We start from the raw sequence: 18,492 nt of genomic DNA on the forward strand, positions 1-18,492 counted from the left end.
GCTCGTCATGGTCATTATCGATTGGACTCCGGTATCTCTTACCGTACTGCTCATTGCTAACATCAGAATCCCCAGCGAACTCCGACGAGAACCGACCAGGCGGATGATCAACCACCCACACTTCCTCCCGAATCTTCCGGCATCATGACCGCTGTCGACTCTCCCGAAAAGATACTCTTCGCTTCCACAACCCAGGCCTTTCTGCAAAAAGAAGCGCCGCTGAGCCGCGTCCGCGAACTGCACGCCGCGGGACTGTCCTTCGACCCGGCGTGGTGGCGGCGCGCCGCCGAACTCGGCTGGACGGCCCTCCTCGTTCCGGAGGAATTGGGCGGCGGCAGCGTCTCGGACAGCGGCGTGGTGGACCTGGCCATGGTCGCCGAGCAGCTCGGCAAGACGGTGGCGCCCGGACCGCTGTATCCGGTCAGCGTCGTGCTCGCGGCGCTCGCCGAGTGCCCGGATCCGCAGGCGCACGCCGAGACCATCGAATCGCTGATGTCCGGTGAAACCGTCGCGTCGTGGGCGGTTTGCGAGCCGGGCCGGGGCTGGGCACCGCTGGATCCGTCGGTGACGGCCACCCTGACCGAGGCGGGCTTCCGCATCGACGGCGCCAAGGACCGCGTGGAGGCGGGCGCGCAAAGTGGGGTGTTGTTGGTCGTGGCGCGGTGCGACGACGGCATTCGCCAGTTCCTGGTGCCAACCGACGCCCCGGGTGTTCGGATCGCGGCGCAGCAGTCGGTCGACCTGGTCAAGCAATACGCCAGGGTGGATTTCGCCGGGGTGGTCGTCGAACGGTCCGCCGCGGTCGGTGGTCCGACCGAGGCCGCCGCCATGATCGGGCGGCAGAGCCAGCTCGCCCAGGTGCTGCAGTGCGCCGAGGTGGTCGGCATCCTGCAAACGGTGTTCGACCTCACCGTCCAATGGGCGCTGGACAGGCACACATTCGGCCGCCCGCTGGCGTCCTACCAGGTCCTCAAACACGGGTTCGCCGACATGAAGTTGTGGCTGGAAGCGTGCCGTGCCACCACCTCGGCGGCGGTCACCGACGTTGCCGCGCGCTCGCCGAAAGCGGGCCTGTCGGCGAGCATCGCCAAGTCGTATGTCGGCGAGATGGCGGGCCGGATCGTTCAGGCCTGCGTGCAGATGCACGGCGGCATCGGCGTCACCTGGGAACACGACCTGCACCTGTACCTGAGGCGGGTCACGTTGTACCGCTCCATGTTTGGCACACCCGAGGAGCACAACCTGAGGGTATACGAGGCGGAGCGAGCGGCCCGATCGGTGACGAACTCCCGATGACGACGCCCTCTGAGTCGGTTGCCGAATTCGCCGCGCGCGCCCGAGTGTGGTTGGCGGACAACCTGCCCGCCATCGACCCCGAGGCGCCGCCGCCCGCGCCGCGCGACGACGAGAGATCCTGGAGCCGGGCCCGCGAACTGCAAAAGCGGCTCTACGAAGGGGGATTCGCCGGTATCTGCTTTCCCCGTGAGTACGGTGGCCTGGGCCTGGACTACGAATACCAGAAGGCGTTCGACGCCGAATCCCTCGGCTACGAGATGCCGCTGATCCTCAACACCCCGACGTTCACCATCTGCTGCGCCACCCTGCTCGACACCGGTACCGAGGACCAGAAGAAGCGCCACATCGCCGCCGCCCTGCGCGGCGACGAGGTCCTGGTGCAACTACTGTCGGAACCCAGCGGCGGGTCGGACCTGGCCGGTGTCATCACCCGGGCCGAGCGCCAGGGTGACCGTTGGATCATCAACGGCGCAAAGACCTGGAGCACAAGCGCTTTCGCCGCCGACTACGGATTGTGCCTGGCGCGCACCGACTGGGACGCGCCCAAGCACGAAGGCCTGACCATGTTCCTGGTGCCCATCGGCCACCCGGGAATCACGTTGCGGCGCATCACCATGCTGAGCGGGTCCACCGAGTTTTGCGAGGAGTTCCTCGACGGGGTGGACGTCGGCGACGACGCCGTCGTCGGCGAGGTCAACGGGGGCTGGGCGGTCGCCTCGCGCCAGCTGTACCACGAGCGCCGGGCGGTTGGGCAAGGTTCGGAGTTCGCCAGCGGCGCCGGCCACGAAGGCGGCCACACCACGCCGGTCGACTATGTCGCCCTCGCCGAGAAGATGGGGCAGGCCGACAACGAACGAGTCCACGAGATGGCCGGCCGGGTGCTCGTGCAGCGCGCGGTGGGCGAGCAGCTGATCGATCACGTGTACCGCAATGTTCGCGATGGCGTGCTGCCCCCGGCCGCGGGAACCCTCATCAGGCTCTTTCACTCCGAGACGGTGACCATCGACATGGACACGGCGTTGGCGATCACCGGAAGCGCCGGTGTGGTTGGGGAAGTCGGTGATGGCCTGGAGGCCGGACTGCGGTACCTGTCCCGGCAGAATGTCGCCATCGGCGGTGGCACCACCGAGATGGCCCGCAACGTGATCGGGGAACGGGTGCTCGGATTCCCCCGGGAGTACGCCGCCGACCGCGGGGTGCCGTTCAACCAGGTTCGGCACGGCCAGGGGCGCTGACCGACCTACGGATCGTTGTTGGCCACCGGCATTTGGACCAGCGACAACACGTGATGCGCCGGGGTTCCGGGCGCGGCCACCAGCACGAGGCCACCACCCTGCGTTTGGGCCCGGTCGCGGGCGGCCGCCAGGGCGCTGACGCCCGCCGACCCGAGATGGGTCACCCCGCTGAGGTCAACCGTCAACGACGCTATGCCGGAACGGCTTTCGACCGCGATCTGGCGGTCCAGGGTGGATGCGGTGGTCGAGTCGACATCCCCGCTGACCACGATGCGGCCGGCCTCGCCGACCATCGAGACGAATTCGGAACTGGCGGGGCGTTGGCGGGTTGACCGGCTGACGGTCGTCTCGGTGATGAAGTTCGCCGGCCGCGACAGTCGATGCGTCAGGCTGGCCGTCGTCCCATCGTCACCATGGGTGACCTGAGCCTTGTCAACCAGTGCTTCGGCCATCGCCAGTCCGCGCCCGCGGCCCCCCTCGCCCTCGCGGTAGTCCTTCCACCGACCCTGGTCGACAACCGAGGCGTGCAAGTTGCCGTCGCCGGCCAGCGCGGCCTCGACCACGATCCATTTCGAAAGCCGGTCGGAAGCCGTTGTCGCGTACCCGTGCTCGATCGCGTTCTCGACGAACTCCGAGACCGCGTGGACGATGTCACAGATGTCGTCGAGGTCGGCACCGACTTCGGACAGCCACTCACGAAGCTCGGCGCGGACGGCTCGCGCGGCATGAATCGTCGCGTCCAGCGTGATCCGCAGCGGTTCGGGCGGTGTGCGCCGTTGCGCCGCCAGCAATGTGACGTCATCCTTGTAGCCCGTCGACCGGAGCAGCAATTCCAGTGTCTCCGAACAGATGCGGTCGATCGGCCGGCCCGGCGCGCCGATGACGAAACCACGGCTGCCGGCGGCAATGTTAGCGGTGAGCTCGGCGAATTCCGCGGTGCTGGCGCCCAGCGGACGGCCGGGACGTTCGATCAGGCCGTCGGAATACAGCAGGACCGCGTCGCCCACCTCGAGCACTTCGGTGCACACCGGAAATCCGGTGCCGCTGCCGAGGGGACCCGCACCCGTCGGCGCCGCGTACCGGGAGCTCGCGCCGGCGCTCACCAACAGCGGCGGAGGGTGTCCCGCTGTGCAGTACTGGAATTCGCCGGTGGCGAAATCGAGCGAACCGACGCACACGGTGGCCGACTTCGACCCCGGGACCTGTTCGTGAAAACGGTCGACCGCCTCGAGCGCTTCAACGATGCTGTGGCCCAAAAAAATCTGCATGCGCAGCGCGGTGCGCAATTGCGACATCACCGCCGCGGCTTCGACGCCGTGGCCCACGACATCGCCCACGACAAGAACCAGCCGATCACCAAGGGCCATCGCGTCAAACCAGTCGCCACCGGCCGCGGTGTCCTCCGCGGCGACGAGGTACTCCGCGGCGACGTCGGCGCCGGGAACGATCGGCACCGACGGGGCCAGTAACGCCTGCTGCATAACGGTGGCCGAATCGCGGACGCTGCGGTAGCGCTCGGACAGCTCCTCGATTCGCTCCTCGGCCGCCAGCCGTGCACGCACCCGGTCGGTGACGTCGTCGAAGATGATCTGCACACCCTCGATCGATCCGTCGTCCCCACGCCGAGGTGTGACGCCGAAGTCGAAAAACCTTTCCTGGATTCCCGATCCGTCATAGTCGGCTTGCAGCCGCCATTCCGTGCCGGTTTGCGGTTCGCCGGTTGCGTAGACCCGGTCGAACATTTGGTAGATCTGCTGGCTCTCGAGCTCGGGGAAGACCTCGCGCGCAAGCTTTCCCACGGGATTGCCCGTCGGGTTGAAGCTCCGATAGGCCGCGTTGACCGCGACAAACCGGTGGTCTGGCCCCTGCAGGCCGACCAGCATTGTCGGGACATGCTCGAAGATGCGCCGAACCTCGTCGGCCGCACCAACGGTTCTGTCCCAGTCCTTTTCGGCGACCACCCGGTCGTCCCCTCTCCGGGAATCCGTCTGCGGAGCCATAACCAGAGTCATATAACCCGTCGAAATACCTGACGTCCGCACAGTTCTATACCCAGATTATCAACGCGCGTCAGGCGCCGGCGGCAACAGTTTGCTAACGGCTGCCGCTCGCGGCGTCATCACAGGCCGGGAACGGGCCCCACGCTCAGGCTGAAACGGGCTTCTTCGAGGAGACCTTCATCAGCTTCATCAGGTTGCCGCCCATGATCTTGGCGACGTCTTCCTCGTCGAAGTCGGTCAGCTCGTCGACGAAACTGATGGGGTCTTTCAGGCCCTCGGGATGCGGCCAGTCCGACCCGAACAGCACCCGGTCGGTGCCCACCATCTTGACGATCTCGGTGAAGCGGTCCTCCCAGAACGGGGTGATGTAGACGCAGCGCTTGAACGCCTCGATCGGGTCCTCGCTGAACGACTGCGGCATCTTCTTGTAGACGCCCTTGAGGCCTTTGAAGAGGTCCGGCACCCAATCCGCGCCGTTTTCGATGGAAAGGATCCGCAACTCCGGGTTGCGCGACAGCGCACCGTGGCACACCAGCGCGCCCATCGCGTCCAGGATGGGACGATGGCCCATCGCGAAGCTGCGGAACGCGGTCGGCTTGAACGGCAGGAACTCGTCGCCCGGCTCCCACACGTTGGCGAACTCGGAGTAGCCACTGTCGGAGGCGTGCATCGAGACCGGGATCTCGGCCTTGATGCACGCCTGCCAGAACGGGTCGAACTCCTCGAGGCCGAACGAGCGGCTGCCCTTGTAACCGGGCACCGGCGCCGGGCGCACCAGCACGGTGCGGGCGCCGCGCTCCAGGCACCACTGGAGCTCTTCCAGCGCGCGGTCGACGATCGGCAGGGTGATCACCGGAGTGGCGAAGATGCGTCCCTCGTAGTTGAACGTCCACTGCTCGTGCATCCACTGGTTGAGCGCGTGGATGACGTCGTGGGTCATCTCGGGGTCGTCCTTCATGCGCTCCTCGACCAGGCTGGCCAGGGTCGGGAACATCAGCGCGTAGTCGATGCCGAGTTCGTCCATGACCTCCAGCCGAGCGCCCGGCTCACGGAAGGCGGGGATGGCCTTCATTGGCTCGCCAAGGATCTCGCGGTAACTCTTGCCCTGCGCGCCGTGGCGGAAGTAATCCTCCTGGGCGCCGGGGCGGGCGACCTTCTCGAACGTCGGGTTGGGGATGTACTCGCTGATGTGGCCGCGCACCACGATCTTGGTGCGGCCGCGAACCTGGACGTAGTCGATCACGTTCTTGCGCTTGTCCGGGAGGTACTTGGTCAGCGCCTCCTGCGGCTCGTACATGTGGTTGTCGGCGTCGAACACGGGGAAGGGAAGTTCGCGAGACGGCATTGCGATCTCCTAGGGAGAAGTCTGGGGTTCTCGATATATGGTAATGACGTTACCACTTCCGCGCGGCAAGGAGTACCGCGACCTAGATGTCGGGCTGGAGGCCGGTCGGCGTCGTTCCGTTGATGATCGCGAAATTCACGGTCGCGGTGGCGGCGAGCTCGTCGCCGTCGCCGTAGATGTCGACCTGCATGACCATCGCGCGGCGACCGGACCGCAGCATCCGGGGGACCGCGCGCGCCATGCCCTGCCGAATCGGGCGCAGGTAGCGGACGAAGAGGTCGGCGGTGGTCATGGTGGTGCCCTGCTGCAGGAAATCCAGGCCGTATTGGCCGCCCGCCACGTCGACCAGCGTGGCGATCAAGCCGCCCTGCAGCGCGCCGGAGGTGTTGACCACGTTGGGGCTGACCGGCATCGTCATCGCGAACTCGCCGTTGTGGGTGCCCGGCCGCAGGCCGATTTGCGCGAACAGCTCGGCCAGCGACGGGGTGGCCGACTCCTCGTCGGTCTCCCGGATGCCGAGCGCGCGGCTGCAGTAGTCATACAGCTGGCCGGCGTCGATCGGTTTGCCGATCAACTCGGTGCCGAGCCAGTGCAACCGCTGGGCGCCCATGATGGTCTGCATGACGATCGCGGCCGCGGCCCCGACGTCGAGTCCGGGGTTGAAGACCCCTTCCGTGATGCCCTGCCCCACGATGTCGCGAATCAATTGATGCATGGGGGACAGGACGCGGGTGTATTCGCGGGGGCGGGTTTCGGCCAGATGCTGGTTGTACAGGCTCAACGCCCTGTTGAGGCTGTCCTGTGTGCTCGACTCCGGTTGTTGGCTGACGCGGTCGATCATCAGCTTCAGCGCGGCGGTGCTGTCCAGCCCATTGATCTCGGCGCGCCAGCCCTGCACCGATTGCGCGATGGTCCTGTCGAACAGCGCGAGCAGAAGCTCGTCCTTGCTGCTGAAGTGCTGGTAGAAGGCCCGAAGCGAGGTTTTGGAGCGCGCGACGACCTCCTGCACGGTGAAGTCGGTGCGTCCGGTTTCGCCAAGAATCGCGACGGCCGTCTTGATAAAGCGGTCGCCGCGCGTGACTTCGGCATCCTCGGTCGGTTCAGCCATGAGAATGAGGTTACCGCGCATGGCGGGATCCGCGGGAAGGTCAGCCGTTGCAGTCGCGCAGGTCGACCGTCGACCCGGGGCCGGCGCCGTCCAGGGCCGCCGCGTCGGCCGCGTCCTGGGTGAGCGCCTGTCGCCCCGCCAGCACCTTCCCGTCGCTGCTCTCCGCGATCGAGAAACAACCCAGCCCCGACGCGAGCACCTCGCAGTCGTTCGTCTTTCCCTTGACGTCGCACCACAGGACGGCGGCATCCTCCGCCTCGTGCCGGGTCCGGTAGTTGAGCCGGATCGATTCTTCTCCGGTCGACAGGGACCCCGCCGCCGCGCCCCAGCATCCCGGCCTGCAGTAGAAATCGATGTCGGCTCTGGCCGGCGCGGGCGCCAGCGATCCGGCGGCGACTAACACGGCGATTGCCGCGGGCAGGGCAAGGTTCCTCATGGTCACGACCCCGTCTCGCCCCCGATGAACGACGCTCACAATTTCTCAGCCGCGGCTCTGTATGGGCTTTGAGCCGGCTCTGCGCCTCGTTAGAGCGGGCGAAGGATCCGGCTCCGAAATGCCGCAATGGGACTAGCATCAATGGGTTATGAGGGCGGTCGTCGTCGCGGTTTCCTCCGTGATCGTCTCGGTGTTCGTCGGCGTTCCCGCGGTGGCGCACGCGGACCCGTGCGTCAACGGCACGGTCCGCCCCGGTGGCTGGGGTGGGGACTCGTTCCTGTGCCAGGATCGCGGGTGGATGCACGTCGTGCCGAACGGTGTCGGCGGTAATCGCCCGGATCAGCCGCTGCCGCCGGGGTGTGTGAGGTTCCCGGACAAGTACATGTGCCCCGCGGACGGCGCCGGCTAGCGGTCCTGCCAGGACTTAACCGCCGCGGGCCTCGATCATCGCCGAACGATTGACCTTGGTGGCCGCGGTGCGGGGGATCGCATCGACGAACTCGACGGTCTTGGGCGCCTTGTAGTGGGCGAGCCGGCTTTTCGCGTACTCGATCACATCTTCTTCGGTGAGGTGAACCCCGTCGGCGAGCTGGACCACCGCATGCACGCGGCGCCCCCATTGCGCGTCGGAAAGCCCGATGACGACCACGTCCGCGATGCCCGGATGGCCCGCCAGCGCCGACTCCACCTCCGCCGGAAAGACATTGGCGCCGCCGGTGACGATCATGTCGACGCGGCGGTCGACGATGTAGAGGTAGCCGTCCTCGTCGAGATACCCGATGTCGCCGGCGGAGCGGAAGCCGTCCTCGGTCGACGGCAGGGGCGGCGCCCCGCCCAGGTATCGCGATCCCGCGGCCATCGGTGACCGGATATAGATCTCGCCGTGTTCACCGGGGCCCAGCGGTATCCTTCCGGCGTCGAGAATGCGGATCTCGGTGTCCCGGAAGCCGCGGCCGACGCTGCCCGGATGGGCGAGCCACTCGTCGCCGCGCAGCGCGGTGAGTCCCAGGTTCTCGGTCATGCCGTACGCCGACACGATCTGCTCCGGGCTCAGCAGCTCGAACCAGGTGCGCATGAGCGACGGCGGCATCACCGCGGCGCCCTGCAGGACGAAGACGACGCTGGACAGGTCGCGCTGCCGGACGTCGGGCCGCGCGGCGATCCGCGCCAGCATCGTCGGCGTGGCCGTGAAGTTGGTGATCCGGAAGCGCTCGATAACATCCAAAACGAGGGCCGCGTCGAACTTTTCGAGCACCACCAGATGGTCACCGGTCAGCAGGAAGAAGAACGTGGCGAAGCCGTTGGTGTGATACATCGGCGCGGGCACCATGATCGTCTGCGGCTGGGCCACCGGCGTCCAGTTCGACAGGAATGGCTCCCCGTGCTGCGGGGTCCACACCGACGGCGCGAGGCTGAGGATCACCTTCGGCACGCCGGTCGAGCCGCTGCTGCAGATGCCGTTGGCATTGGGAGAAACGACTGGGGGCAGCGGCCTTTCGGACTCGGCGGCCGCCCGGGCATCCAACTCCCACCGGGTCTTTTCGTCGACGACCACCGCGGGTCCGATGACCTCGCGCACCCGGTCCCGTTCCCACTCGGGCAGGTCCCAGTGCATGGGGACGGGAACCGCCCCGATCTTCCAGCAGCCCAGCGCCGCGAGCATCAGGTGCTGCGAATTCGGGATCGCCAGCGCCACAAGGGATCCCACCCCAGCGCCGTCGGCCGCCAGCGCCCGGCCCCACTGGTTGGCGCGGGCGTCGAGTTCACCGAACGTCAGCGTGCTCGCGGTGCCGTCGAGCGCGACAACCGTCACCGCCTTGGCGTCGGGGCGTTCCTCGGCCAGCTGCTGGAGTTTGATCCCGAACGGGATCCCTTCCTCCAGCGGATCGGGGGCCGCCTCGGACGCGACCTGCTCGGTGCTCACGCCGGCACCGGCCCGGAAAACAACGTCTCCAGGTAACCGTCCCGGACGTCGGGTATCAGCCGCAGCGCGAGCGCCTCGGCGCCCAGCGGCAACCGGATCAGCGGTTGGGTGTGGCGGTCAAGCACGCTGACGTCGGACTCGTCGCAGAAGCCCAGCGCCCCGAGAAGTTGGTGCGAGGTCCGCAGCACCTGCCGCGCGGTGTCGGCTGCCTTGTACCGCAGGACGAGCGCGTCGGCCGAATGGACCTGCGCCGGAAGCGATTCCGGCCGACAGATAGTGTACTTCGCGAGCTCGTGAAGGCCACGCACGCCGACCGCGGCGTCGGCGACCGCGAACCTGACGGCCTGGAAGTCGGCCAGCGGCTGGCCGAACTGGACCCGCGCGCGCACGTGTTCGGTGACGATGTGCAGCGATTGCTGCAGAGCTCCCAGAATCCGCCATGATCCCAGCACGAGATGAAGGTTAACGTCGTTGGCCGGAACGGTTCCGTCGGGTGCGCTCAAGGTGGCCGGCACCAGAAACGGCCCCAGCTTGGCGTTGGTCCGCAACCCCGGTTGTGGGCGGTACCGCGTGCCGTCCAGGTCGGCGGCGATCCAATCGCCGGGCAGGTCGCCGTGGTCGATGCGCGGCGCCTCGGGATTGACCAGGCTTAGTCGGGCGCCGTCGATCGCCAGCAGCTCCTCCACGACGGGGTAGGGGAGCGCGTTCGCGCCGGCGGCCAGGCAGAGCACCGCGGCGGCAAGCAGGTCGTCCGACTCCGACCGCACGTCGAGCTCGAACGCGCCGACGTCGCGCAGGGCGGTCCGCGCCGCGTCGCGTACGCCGTCGTCCGTCTCGGCGCGCAGCGCCGCCGGGGGGCCGCCCAGGCGGGCCAGCCGTTTGGTGGCGACGGCGGCGAAGTCGCTGATGTCTTGTGGCAGTTCGGTTTTCACCGACTTCCTCCGAGAACGTCGCGTGCCACCAGCATTCGCTGCACCTCGATGGTGCCCGATGCCACGGTGGCGGCCTGTGCGTAGCGCCAATGGTCTTCGATCGCCCCGTGCAGGGGCGCCGACGCGCCGCTGTCCAGCGCGGACGGGCCCAGCACGTCGAACAGCAGCTCGGCGACCTGCTGATCGCACGTGGTGGTGGCGATGCGGGCCGCGCTGGCCGCCGCACCCGCCGACGGGTCGTCCTGCAGCGAGATCGCCCGGTACGCGAGCAGCCTGGCCACCCGCAGGTCGACCAGCGCCCGGGCCCACCGGGCGCGAATCGATTCGGGCAGCTCGTCCCAGCCGTCGCCGAGTTGCCGTTGCAGCCGGTCGAGCAGGGACTCACACCGCGCGTAGCGCGCGATGCCGACCCGCTCGAATGCCAGCGCCTCCCGCATCACCCGCCAGCCGTCGCCGACCTCGCCGAGGACGTCACCGGGGAATGCCTGCACGCCGTCGAGGAACATCTCGTTGAGGTGATGCGGTCCCAGCATCGACGGGATCGGCCGCACGGTGAACCCGGGCCGGTCCATGGGTATCAGAAAAAGGGTGAGCCGCTTGGCCTTCGGGGCGTCCGGGTCGGTGCATGCCGCCAGCACGCACCAGGATGCCATCTGGGCGTACGACGTCCACACCTTCTGGCCGGTGATGCGCCACCCGTCCCCGTCCGGCACCGCGCGGGTGCGCAGCGAGACGAGGTCGGTCCCGGCCTCCGGCTCGGAAAAGCCTTGGCACCAGATCACGTCGCCGGACGCGATGGCCGACAGGTGCTTGGCCTTCTGCTCGTCCGTGCCGTATCGCATCAGCGCCGGGCCGACCCAGTTGATCCCCATGTACTGCGGACCGCGGGGCTCGTGCTGGGCCCACATCTCCTCGCGCAGCACCGTCTGCTGCCAGACCGAACCGCCGCCCCCGCCATGTTCTTTCGGCCACGCCAGCGCCAGCAGGCCCTCGGTGGCGAGCAGCTTGCAGAATGTCTCGGTGGTGGCGAGGTCCTGCGGGTTTTCGGTGCAGGCGCCGAGGAAACCTTCGGGGATGTGGTTGGCGATCAACTCCCGCAAGTGATTTCGGAGTTGTCCGGCGTCCTCGCCCAGCTCGTAATCCATCCGATTCATCCCTTCGGCAGCCCGAGCAGCCGCTCGGCGATGATGTTCCGCTGCACCTCCGACGTTCCGCCGTAGATGGTGGCGGCCAGCGCGTCCTGGCGTTCGAACAGCAGATCCGGATCGCTGACCCAATCCTGTCCCTTCGCGACGGCTGCCAGTTCCCAAACCCGTTGCAACGTCACCGATCCGAGCAGCTTCATGATGTCGGCCTCGGGGCTCGGCCGACCCGCGAGTTCATTGCCCAGGGCCCGGTATCCGGTGGCGCGCAGCGCTTCGGCATCGGCCAGCAGCGAGCCGAGCTCGGCGCAGATGTCGTCGGTCGGACGCGCCTCGCGCACGGCGTCGAGCCCGCGCTTGATCTCGACCCAGTTCATGATCCAGATCATCTGGCGTTCGTGGTGCAGCGAGGACAACGCGACGTTCCAGCCGCCATTGAGCGGCCCGAGCAGGTTTTCCGCCGGCACCTCGACGTCGTCGAGGAAGACCTCGCAGAACGTCTCGTCTGAGATGGAGGCCATGCGGATCGGCTCGATTCGCACCCCGGGCGATTGCAGGTCGAGGATCAGGCAGGAAATACCGCGGTGTTTCGGCGCATCCGGATCGGTGCGGACGTACAGCGTGCACCAGCGCGACACGTGGGCGTGGGTGGTCCAGATCTTGTGACCGTTGACCCGGAAGACGTCCCCGTCGCGCTCGGCCCGCGTGCGTAGCCCGGCGAAGTCGGACCCGGCTTCGGGCTCCGACATGCCCAAGGCCCACCACTCGTCGCCGCGCAGCAGGGGCACCAGCAGCCGCTCGATCTGGGCGGGCGTGCCGAATTGGCGAATGCCGGGCGCCGCGACTCCGGGCCCCTGGACGTTGGGCAGCTTGGGCGCGGACCGCAGCGCCGCCTCGATCCGGACCTCCATCGCGTCGCGCAGGCCCAACGACCGGCCGCCGTGCTCGCGGGGCCAGGTCGGTTGCAGCCACCCGGCCTCGAACGCGGCCCGCTGGTAGTCGCGCCGCAGCGGCAGGTCCCAGCGGTACTCGCGATACTTCTCGTAGTAGTCCTTCGGCAGGAACTCCGTCAGCCACGCGCCGAATTCGTCAACGACCGCCGTCATCCCGCGCCTCCCGCGAACCGGCGGCCCACCTCGTGGTAGAGCGCGCGACTGTCGCCCAGCATCGTCGCGCCCTGCCAGGCGTGCCGGACATAGAGGTGAATGTCGTGCTCCCAGGTCTGCCCGAGCGCGCCGTGCACCTGAACCGCGGTCCGCGCGCAATTGACCGCCGCCTCGCCGGCCGCCGCCTTGGCCAGCGCGGCGGCGGTCCAGGCATCGCCCACGTCCCTATCGGCGAGCCGGGCCGCGGCCGCGTACATGAGGCTGCGCGCCCGTTCCAGGCCGACGTGGTTGTCGGCCAGCGCGTGTTTGATCCCCTGGAAGGCGCCGATCGGCGTGCCGAACTGCCGCCGCGCCTTCGCGTGCTCGACCGCGCGGTGCAGGGCCGCGCCCGCGACGCCGACCAGGTCGGCGGCGACGGCCACCAGCGGCGCGGCCAGTGCGGATTCCAGTTCCACCGGCGCGGCGGCCACCGGCTCGGCGTCGATCTCGACATCGGCCACCGGTTGCGCGGGGTCGGTCGACTCGCCCGCGAGGACCGTCACCCCGTCACCGCAGCGCACGACAGCCGCCATGACGCCGCCGTCGGCGTGGGCCAGCGTGACGATCAGCTCGGCGCGCGACAGGTTGGGGACCGCGACCGCCCGCCCGCGCAGCCGCCCGCCGCGCAACGTCATCGGTGCGCCCGGCAGCCGGGACCCTTTCGCGTGGACCGCCAGGGTGGCGACGGCGCCGCCGGCGATATCGGCGAGCACCGAGTCGAGGCCGGCTCCCCGCAGGGCGCCCGCCGCCAGTCCGACGCTGCTGAGAAACGGGATCGGCGCCATCGCGGCGCCGCATTCCTCGAGGACGACGGCTAGCTCGACGGGCCCGTAATCGGTCGCTTCAGGTGCCGCGAGCTCCGTCCAGCCGAGGTCGACGACCGTCTTCCACGGGGCGCGCCACCGCTCGGGGTCCGCCATCGCCTGGCGGGCGGCATCGGGCGGACACTCGGTGCGCAGGATGCCGCGCACGGTGTCGCGCAGCGACAGCTGCTCCGAAGTCAGTCCGACATCCATAAGACCCCTAACATAATAAAAATAGTAAACTAGCGCCGCTGTTGCAATCGGCGCGAGCATAGGTGGGCGCATGGTCGAGTGGTATCTGTTCCTGCCGCAGGTACGGCTGTCGGCTGCCGACATCGCGGAGCGGGCGCGTCATGCCGAGGCCAGCGGTTTCGACGGGGTGGCGTTCATCGATCACCTCGAGGCGCCGGGGCTGCCCGACGAAATCATCTGGGAGGCAATGGGCATCGCCGCCTGGGTGGCGGCCAAGACGGAGCGGCTGCGGATCGGCCACCTGGTGCTCTGCGACGCGTTCCGGCACCCCGCCGTGCTGGCCAAACAGGCCGTCACCCTCTCGGACGCGTCGAACGGCAGGTTCGACCTCGGCCTAGGCGCGGGCTCCTGGCCCGCCGAATTCACCAGATTCGATGTGGGGCAGCAGGATCCGAAGGCCAGGGTCGAACAACTCGGGCGCCGCATCGGGCTGATCCGGCAGTACTGGGGCGACGAGCCGGGGGAGGCCACGCAGGTCCCGCGCCGGTCCCATCCGATACCGCTGCTGCTCGGCGGCACCGGACCGCGGATGATGGAACTCGTTCGTAAATACGCGGATTGGTGGAATCTGCCCGCCAACCACCTCGACAAATTGCCCAAGCTGGCCCCCGCCGCGGGCACGGCCCGCGTGTCGATGCAGCAGATGGTGGGATTTGTCCGGACAGGCAGCGACCCGGACAAGGTGCGCGAGGTAAGTACCCGGCGATTCGGCAACCTGGGCTCGGGGTTGGTCTGCGGCGACGCCGACGAGCTGATCGCGCACTTCGGCGGCCTGGCCGCGCAGCGCGTCGAGCGGTTCTACGTGTGGTTCGCCGACTTCGCCGCCCCCGAATCCCTGCACGAGTTCGGCGAGTCGGTGATCAAAGGGTTCGCTGGCGCCGGCGGCGGGCTTCCGTAGGCACCACCGGCGGCCGCGCGAACGGACCGCGCTGCACGGCCGACAGCCGGATCTCCGGCAGATCGACCGACGGGTCGACGGTATCCAGCCAGGCGACCGCGTCGGCGACGTCCGACACCTGGATCGCGTACATCTCGAAGGGAACGTCCTGCAGCATCTCGGTTTCCACCGGGCCGGGCGTCACGATGTGCACGGCGATGCCGTCACGGTCCACCTCGAGCGCCAGGGCGCGGGCGAACGCGTTCATGCCGGCCTTCGACGCGGAGTAGGCGGTGCGGGCCATCATCGGCTCGTGCGCCGCCGACGACGAGATGAACACGAACCGCGATCCCGCGCGCATCCGGGGCAGGGTGGCGGCCGTCACCACGAAGCAGGAATCCAAGTTGGCCGCGATGATGGTCCGCCACTGATCGAAAGTCTGCTTGCGCGCGTAGGTACCGCCGAGCGTGCCGGCCGCGTGCACGACGAGGTCGATGCGCTCCAAAGCGCTTATGGCAGAAGCGAACCCGTCGGGATCGGACGCGTCGGCGACGATGTGGCGTGCCCCGATCTCCTCGGCGGCCGCCCGTAGCGGGGCCTCGCGCCGCGCCGAGAGCACCACGTCGTAACCGAGCTCGCCGAGCTTGCGGGCGCATCCCCTCCCGATCCCGCCGCTGCCGCCGGTGACTAGTGCGGTTCGCATCGACGTCAGGGACGCCGGACTTCGCGCGGGCGCGCCAACGCCTGCGGCGACAGGGCATGGATGCGTTGATCGGGCCGACCGGACAGCACGTAGGTCTGCGCGTCGGCCAGGTGGCGGCCCGCGATGCGGCGGGCGCGGTCGACGTCACCCTCGGCGATGGTCTCGGTGAGCTTGACATGGGTGGCGAGCACGGCGCGGCGCTGGGTCAGCGACGGGTAGGTGCCGCGCGCCGAGCTCTCGTCGGCCCACTGCTGCTCGTGACTGGTCCACAGCGTCTCCAGGCTGCCGACCACCGCGATGATGGTGTGGTTTCCGCAGCCGCGGACCACGAGATCGTGGAATTCACGGCCGATTTCGGTGAAGAGCCGCCCGTCGTCGAGATTTTCGGCCATCGAGTCGTTGACCCGCTTGAGTTCCGGCACCAGCGTGTCCGCCCGGTCGGGCCGCTGGGCGGCCAGTGCGGCGCAGGCGGGTTCGAGTTCCCGCAGCGCGAAGCCCAGGTCGGCTACCGGGACGGACTCGCTCTGCAGCAGCAGGCCGAGCATGTAGGCCGCGCTGGTCTTCGCGGGCGCGTGCACCACGGCGCCGCCGCGGTTGCCCCGCCGGACCGAGACCAGCCCTTCGGTTTCCAGGATCCGCAGCGCCTCGCGCAGGGAGACCAGGCTGACGTTGAACTGCTCGACGAGCACCTCCTGGCGCGGCAGCAGGTCGCCGTCGGCGAGCTCGCCGTCGATGATCTGACGGCGCAACTCGTCGGCTACGATTTCGGCGATCCGCGGCGCCGACAGTCGGCGACGGGCATCTTGGCCAATTCCCAGGGCGGTCATCCAATCCTCGCGCGTGCTCGACTGGCTTAGCTATTTTAGCAGTAATGGTATAAATAGCCGCGTGAGGCGCGAGCCCGACAGCCGGCCGACACCGCTTGACGGACTGCGTGTCGTCGAGATCAGCGACCGGATCGCCGGCGACTACTGCGGCAAGCTGCTCGTCGATGCTGGGGCGCAGGTGCGCAAAATCGAACCGCCGCAGGGGGATTGGCTGCGGCGGTACACCGCCAGCTGTTCGCCCGTGCCGGACGGCGATTCGTCCCCGTTGTTCAGCTACCTCAACGCCGGCAAGCGCAGCCTGACCGTCGCTCCGGACTCCGAACGGTACCGGGCCGAACTCGCCGGCGCCGACGTCGTGGTGGTCACCGCCGGCCGGTCGCGGGCGGCGGCGCTGGGCGTCGATCCGCAGCGGCTGCTGGCCGACTCCCCGCGGGCGATCGTCGTCACGATCTCCGACTTCGGGTGGGCCGGACCGTATGCCGAGCGCGCCGCGAGCGAGTTCACCTTGCAGGCGTGGGCCGGCTCGCCCGGCTTTCGCGGCGATCCCGCCGGGCCTCCCATCGCGATCGGCGGGGACCTGGGGGAGTACATGGGCGGGGTCTACGGCGCGTTCGGCGCGCTGGCCGTGCGCCGTCGTGTCGAGCGTGGCGGTCCCGGCGAGCATCTCGACCTGTCGATGCTCGAGGCGATGACCGCGATGCAGAGCAGCGAATGGTTGCACTCGCAGCTGCTGCGCGTTCCGCCGGTCCGCCGCACTTTGGAGGTGCCCTCGATCGAGCCGGCCAAGGACGGTTACGTCGGCATCACCATGGTCACCGGGCAGCAATGGCTCGACTTCTGCGCGATGGTCGAGTGCCCGCAGCTGGAGGAGATCGAACAGCTGCGGTTCCAGATCGGCCGGTGGGCCTACCGCGACCTGATCCGCAAACAGATCGGCCCGTGGTTGGCCGAACGGACCGTGGCGGAGATCGTCGAACTCGGTCAGCTGTTCCGGCTTCCGATCGCGGCGTTGGGCAGCGGCTCCACGATTCGCGACATGGAGTATGTGCGGGAGCGAGAAGTGTTTACGCCCAACCCCGCCGGCTTTCACCAGCCGCGCCCGCCGTGGCTGCTGCAGGCGTGCGCGCCGGCGCCGCTGCGCGCCACTCCCGCGCCCGGTGAGGCCAACGACGAACCGGCATGGGAGAAAAGCGAATCCGGCCCGGCGTCCGGCCCAGCGGGCCTGCCGCTGGAGGGCCTGCGCATCGTCGACCTGACCGCGTTCTGGGCGGGACCGGCCGCGACCCACCTGCTGGCCGCGTTCGGCGCCGACGTGATCAAGGTGGAGTCCATCCAGCGGCCCGACGGCATCCGCTACTCGGGCGGGATGCGCACCGACGTGGACGACTGGTGGGAGTACGGCTGGGTGTTCCACGCCATGAACACCAATAAGCGTTCCGTCACACTGGATTTGGGGTCCGACGAGGGCCGTCGCCTGTTCAAGAAGTTGGCGGCCGGCGCCGACCTGGTGATCGAAAACTTCTCCCCGCGGGTGATGGATCAGTTCGGCCTCACCGCCGATTTCCTGCTCGAGGTCAACCCGAGGCTCGTGGTCGCCCGGATGCCGGCGTTCGGGCTGGACGGTCCGTGGCGGGAACGCGTCGGATTCGCCCCGACCATGGAGCAGATCGCAGGCCTGGCCTGGGTCACCGGGCTGCCGGAGGCCCCGCCGGTGACGCCGCGCGGGGCCTGCGATCCGCTGGCCGGCGTGCACGCCGCGTTCGCCGTGCTGGCCGCGCTGAACTTCGCCGGACGCAGCGGAACCGGTCAGCTGCTCGAGCTGCCGATGCTGGAAACGGTGCTCAACGCCACCGCGATACAGGCGATCGAAGCCGAGGTCTTCGGGGTGACGCTGGGCCGGCGCGGCAACCGCGGTCACGGCGAGGCGATCCAGAACATCTATCGGTGCGCCGGCGACGACGACTGGATCGCGATCACGGTGCGCGACGACCGGCAGTGGCAGGCCCTGGTCGATGTGATGGATCGACCCGCCTGGTGCGACGAGGGTCTGGCGACCGTGAGCGGGCGGCTGCAGCGGGCCGACGACATCGATCGCCGGCTCGGGGATTGGTTCGCCGCGCAATCACTGGAATCGGCGGTCGAGCGCCTGGCCGGCGTTGGCGTTCCCGCCGCGCCGGTGGTGTCGCCGTCGTTGGTGACCGAGAACCCCCAGCTGCGCGACCGGGGATTCCTGGAGGCCCTCGACCATCCGAGCACCGGGGCGGGCCTGTACCCGTGCCCGCCGTTCGCCAAGCTGGCCGGCCAGGAAAAGTGGCTGCTTCGCCCGCCGCCGAGGTTGGGCGAGCACAATGGGGAGGTATTGCGCGATCGGTGTGGAGTGACCGACGAAGAACTGGACAACCTGGCCAACAACAAAGTGATCGGGACCCGGCCGGCGGGCCTCAAAAAATAGTGGTTGAGGAGGACG

General features: G+C 68.6%; 16 protein-coding genes and 1 pseudogene. 5 read left to right on the forward strand and 12 right to left on the reverse strand.

The window, feature by feature from the left end:
• Positions 1-144 precede the first annotated feature (144 nt).
• Complete coding sequence (locus AC5Y7V_RS14950; protein ID WP_499880816.1) at positions 145-1,296, forward strand: acyl-CoA dehydrogenase family protein; 1,152 nt, start codon at positions 145-147, stop codon at positions 1,294-1,296.
• A complete protein-coding gene (locus AC5Y7V_RS14955) occupies positions 1,293-2,531 on the forward strand; it encodes an acyl-CoA dehydrogenase family protein (RefSeq protein ID WP_499880817.1) in 1,239 nt (412 codons plus the stop codon). The genes AC5Y7V_RS14950 and AC5Y7V_RS14955 overlap by 4 nt, the downstream gene beginning before the upstream one ends.
• Positions 2,532-2,536: 5 nt before the next feature.
• On the opposite strand, the gene AC5Y7V_RS14960 is transcribed toward AC5Y7V_RS14955, so the two are convergent.
• The 4 genes from AC5Y7V_RS14960 to AC5Y7V_RS14975 form a co-directional block, all read right to left on the reverse strand.
• The gene (locus AC5Y7V_RS14960) at positions 2,537-4,492 is read right to left on the reverse strand and encodes a SpoIIE family protein phosphatase (RefSeq protein WP_499881030.1); all 1,956 of its coding nucleotides are present in this window, start codon (positions 4,490-4,492) and stop codon (positions 2,537-2,539) included.
• 184 nt (positions 4,493-4,676) lie between these two features.
• Entirely contained in the window at positions 4,677-5,876 is a 1,200-nt protein-coding gene (locus tag AC5Y7V_RS14965) for an amidohydrolase family protein (RefSeq protein WP_499880818.1), read from the reverse strand.
• A gap of 82 nt (positions 5,877-5,958) precedes the next feature.
• Entirely contained in the window at positions 5,959-6,984 is a 1,026-nt protein-coding gene (locus AC5Y7V_RS14970; protein WP_499880819.1) for a hotdog fold thioesterase, read from the reverse strand.
• A gap of 40 nt (positions 6,985-7,024) precedes the next feature.
• Entirely contained in the window at positions 7,025-7,420 is a 396-nt protein-coding gene (locus AC5Y7V_RS14975; protein WP_499880820.1) for a DUF4189 domain-containing protein, read from the reverse strand.
• Between the two features lie 148 nt (positions 7,421-7,568).
• Here AC5Y7V_RS14975 and AC5Y7V_RS14980 point away from each other — a divergent pair, with 148 nt between their 5' ends.
• Positions 7,569-7,829, forward strand: coding sequence for a hypothetical protein (locus AC5Y7V_RS14980; RefSeq protein ID WP_499880821.1), 261 nt, complete (start codon positions 7,569-7,571; stop codon positions 7,827-7,829).
• Between the two features lie 15 nt (positions 7,830-7,844).
• Here AC5Y7V_RS14980 and AC5Y7V_RS14985 read toward each other — a convergent pair whose 3' ends face one another.
• The 6 genes and pseudogenes from AC5Y7V_RS14985 to AC5Y7V_RS15010 all read right to left on the reverse strand — a co-directional run bounded on the left by AC5Y7V_RS14985 (position 7,845) and on the right by AC5Y7V_RS15010 (position 13,579).
• A complete protein-coding gene (locus AC5Y7V_RS14985) occupies positions 7,845-9,344 on the reverse strand; it encodes a class I adenylate-forming enzyme family protein (RefSeq protein WP_499880822.1) in 1,500 nt (499 codons plus the stop codon).
• Entirely contained in the window at positions 9,341-10,276 is a 936-nt protein-coding gene (locus AC5Y7V_RS14990) for an acyl-CoA dehydrogenase family protein (protein ID WP_499880823.1), read from the reverse strand. Before AC5Y7V_RS14990 ends, AC5Y7V_RS14985 begins: the two co-directional genes overlap by 4 nt.
• Positions 10,273-11,430 carry an acyl-CoA dehydrogenase family protein gene (locus AC5Y7V_RS14995; RefSeq protein ID WP_499880824.1) on the reverse strand — a complete coding sequence of 386 codons (1,158 nt, stop codon included), beginning with the start codon at positions 11,428-11,430 and terminating at the stop codon, positions 10,273-10,275. The genes AC5Y7V_RS14990 and AC5Y7V_RS14995 overlap by 4 nt, the downstream gene beginning before the upstream one ends.
• Positions 11,427-11,885, reverse strand: a complete 459-nt coding sequence (locus AC5Y7V_RS15000; protein WP_499881031.1) for an acyl-CoA dehydrogenase family protein — start codon at positions 11,883-11,885, stop codon at positions 11,427-11,429. Before AC5Y7V_RS15000 ends, AC5Y7V_RS14995 begins: the two co-directional genes overlap by 4 nt.
• Before the next feature lie 15 nt (positions 11,886-11,900).
• A pseudogene (locus AC5Y7V_RS15005) lies at positions 11,901-12,524 on the reverse strand (acyl-CoA dehydrogenase family protein); the annotation flags it as partial.
• Positions 12,521-13,579: an acyl-CoA dehydrogenase family protein gene (locus tag AC5Y7V_RS15010; protein ID WP_499880825.1), complete on the reverse strand. Its 1,059-nt coding sequence runs from the start codon at positions 13,577-13,579 to the stop codon at positions 12,521-12,523. The gene AC5Y7V_RS15010 and the pseudogene AC5Y7V_RS15005, both read right to left, overlap by 4 nt.
• Positions 13,580-13,649: 70 nt before the next feature.
• On the opposite strand from AC5Y7V_RS15010, the gene AC5Y7V_RS15015 reads away from it, so the two are divergent.
• Complete coding sequence (locus AC5Y7V_RS15015) at positions 13,650-14,516, forward strand: LLM class flavin-dependent oxidoreductase (protein ID WP_499880826.1); 867 nt, start codon at positions 13,650-13,652, stop codon at positions 14,514-14,516.
• Here AC5Y7V_RS15015 and AC5Y7V_RS15020 read toward each other — a convergent pair.
• Positions 14,479-15,198, reverse strand: coding sequence for an SDR family oxidoreductase (locus AC5Y7V_RS15020; protein WP_499880827.1), 720 nt, complete (start codon positions 15,196-15,198; stop codon positions 14,479-14,481). The genes AC5Y7V_RS15015 and AC5Y7V_RS15020 overlap by 38 nt on opposite strands.
• A gap of 5 nt (positions 15,199-15,203) precedes the next feature.
• Complete coding sequence (locus AC5Y7V_RS15025) at positions 15,204-16,025, reverse strand: FadR/GntR family transcriptional regulator (protein WP_499880828.1); 822 nt, start codon at positions 16,023-16,025, stop codon at positions 15,204-15,206.
• Positions 16,026-16,086: 61 nt separating this feature from the next.
• On the opposite strand from AC5Y7V_RS15025, the gene AC5Y7V_RS15030 reads away from it, so the two are divergent.
• On the forward strand, positions 16,087-18,477 hold the full coding sequence (locus AC5Y7V_RS15030) for a CaiB/BaiF CoA-transferase family protein (RefSeq protein WP_499880829.1): 2,391 nt from the start codon (positions 16,087-16,089) through the stop codon (positions 18,475-18,477).
• Positions 18,478-18,492 lie beyond the last annotated feature (15 nt).

The organism is Mycobacterium sp. NGS34, from assembly GCF_059812845.1.

Bases quoted from the DNA above. Each gene is read 5' to 3' on its own strand.
- AC5Y7V_RS14950 (WP_499880816.1), top strand. From the start codon at position 145: ATGACCGCTGTCGACTCTCCCGAAAAGATACTCTTCGCTTCCACAACC.
- AC5Y7V_RS14955 (WP_499880817.1), top strand. From the start codon at position 1,293: ATGACGACGCCCTCTGAGTCGGTTGCCGAATTCGCCGCGCGCGCCCGA.
- AC5Y7V_RS14965 (WP_499880818.1), bottom strand. From the start codon at position 5,876: ATGCCGTCTCGCGAACTTCCCTTCCCCGTGTTCGACGCCGACAACCAC.
- AC5Y7V_RS14970 (WP_499880819.1), bottom strand. From the start codon at position 6,984: ATGGCTGAACCGACCGAGGATGCCGAAGTCACGCGCGGCGACCGCTTT.
- AC5Y7V_RS14975 (WP_499880820.1), bottom strand. From the start codon at position 7,420: ATGAGGAACCTTGCCCTGCCCGCGGCAATCGCCGTGTTAGTCGCCGCC.
- AC5Y7V_RS14980 (WP_499880821.1), top strand. From the start codon at position 7,569: ATGAGGGCGGTCGTCGTCGCGGTTTCCTCCGTGATCGTCTCGGTGTTC.
- AC5Y7V_RS14995 (WP_499880824.1), bottom strand. From the start codon at position 11,430: ATGAATCGGATGGATTACGAGCTGGGCGAGGACGCCGGACAACTCCGA.
- AC5Y7V_RS15010 (WP_499880825.1), bottom strand. From the start codon at position 13,579: ATGGATGTCGGACTGACTTCGGAGCAGCTGTCGCTGCGCGACACCGTG.
- AC5Y7V_RS15015 (WP_499880826.1), top strand. From the start codon at position 13,650: ATGGTCGAGTGGTATCTGTTCCTGCCGCAGGTACGGCTGTCGGCTGCC.
- AC5Y7V_RS15020 (WP_499880827.1), bottom strand. From the start codon at position 15,198: ATGCGAACCGCACTAGTCACCGGCGGCAGCGGCGGGATCGGGAGGGGA.
- AC5Y7V_RS15025 (WP_499880828.1), bottom strand. From the start codon at position 16,025: ATGACCGCCCTGGGAATTGGCCAAGATGCCCGTCGCCGACTGTCGGCG.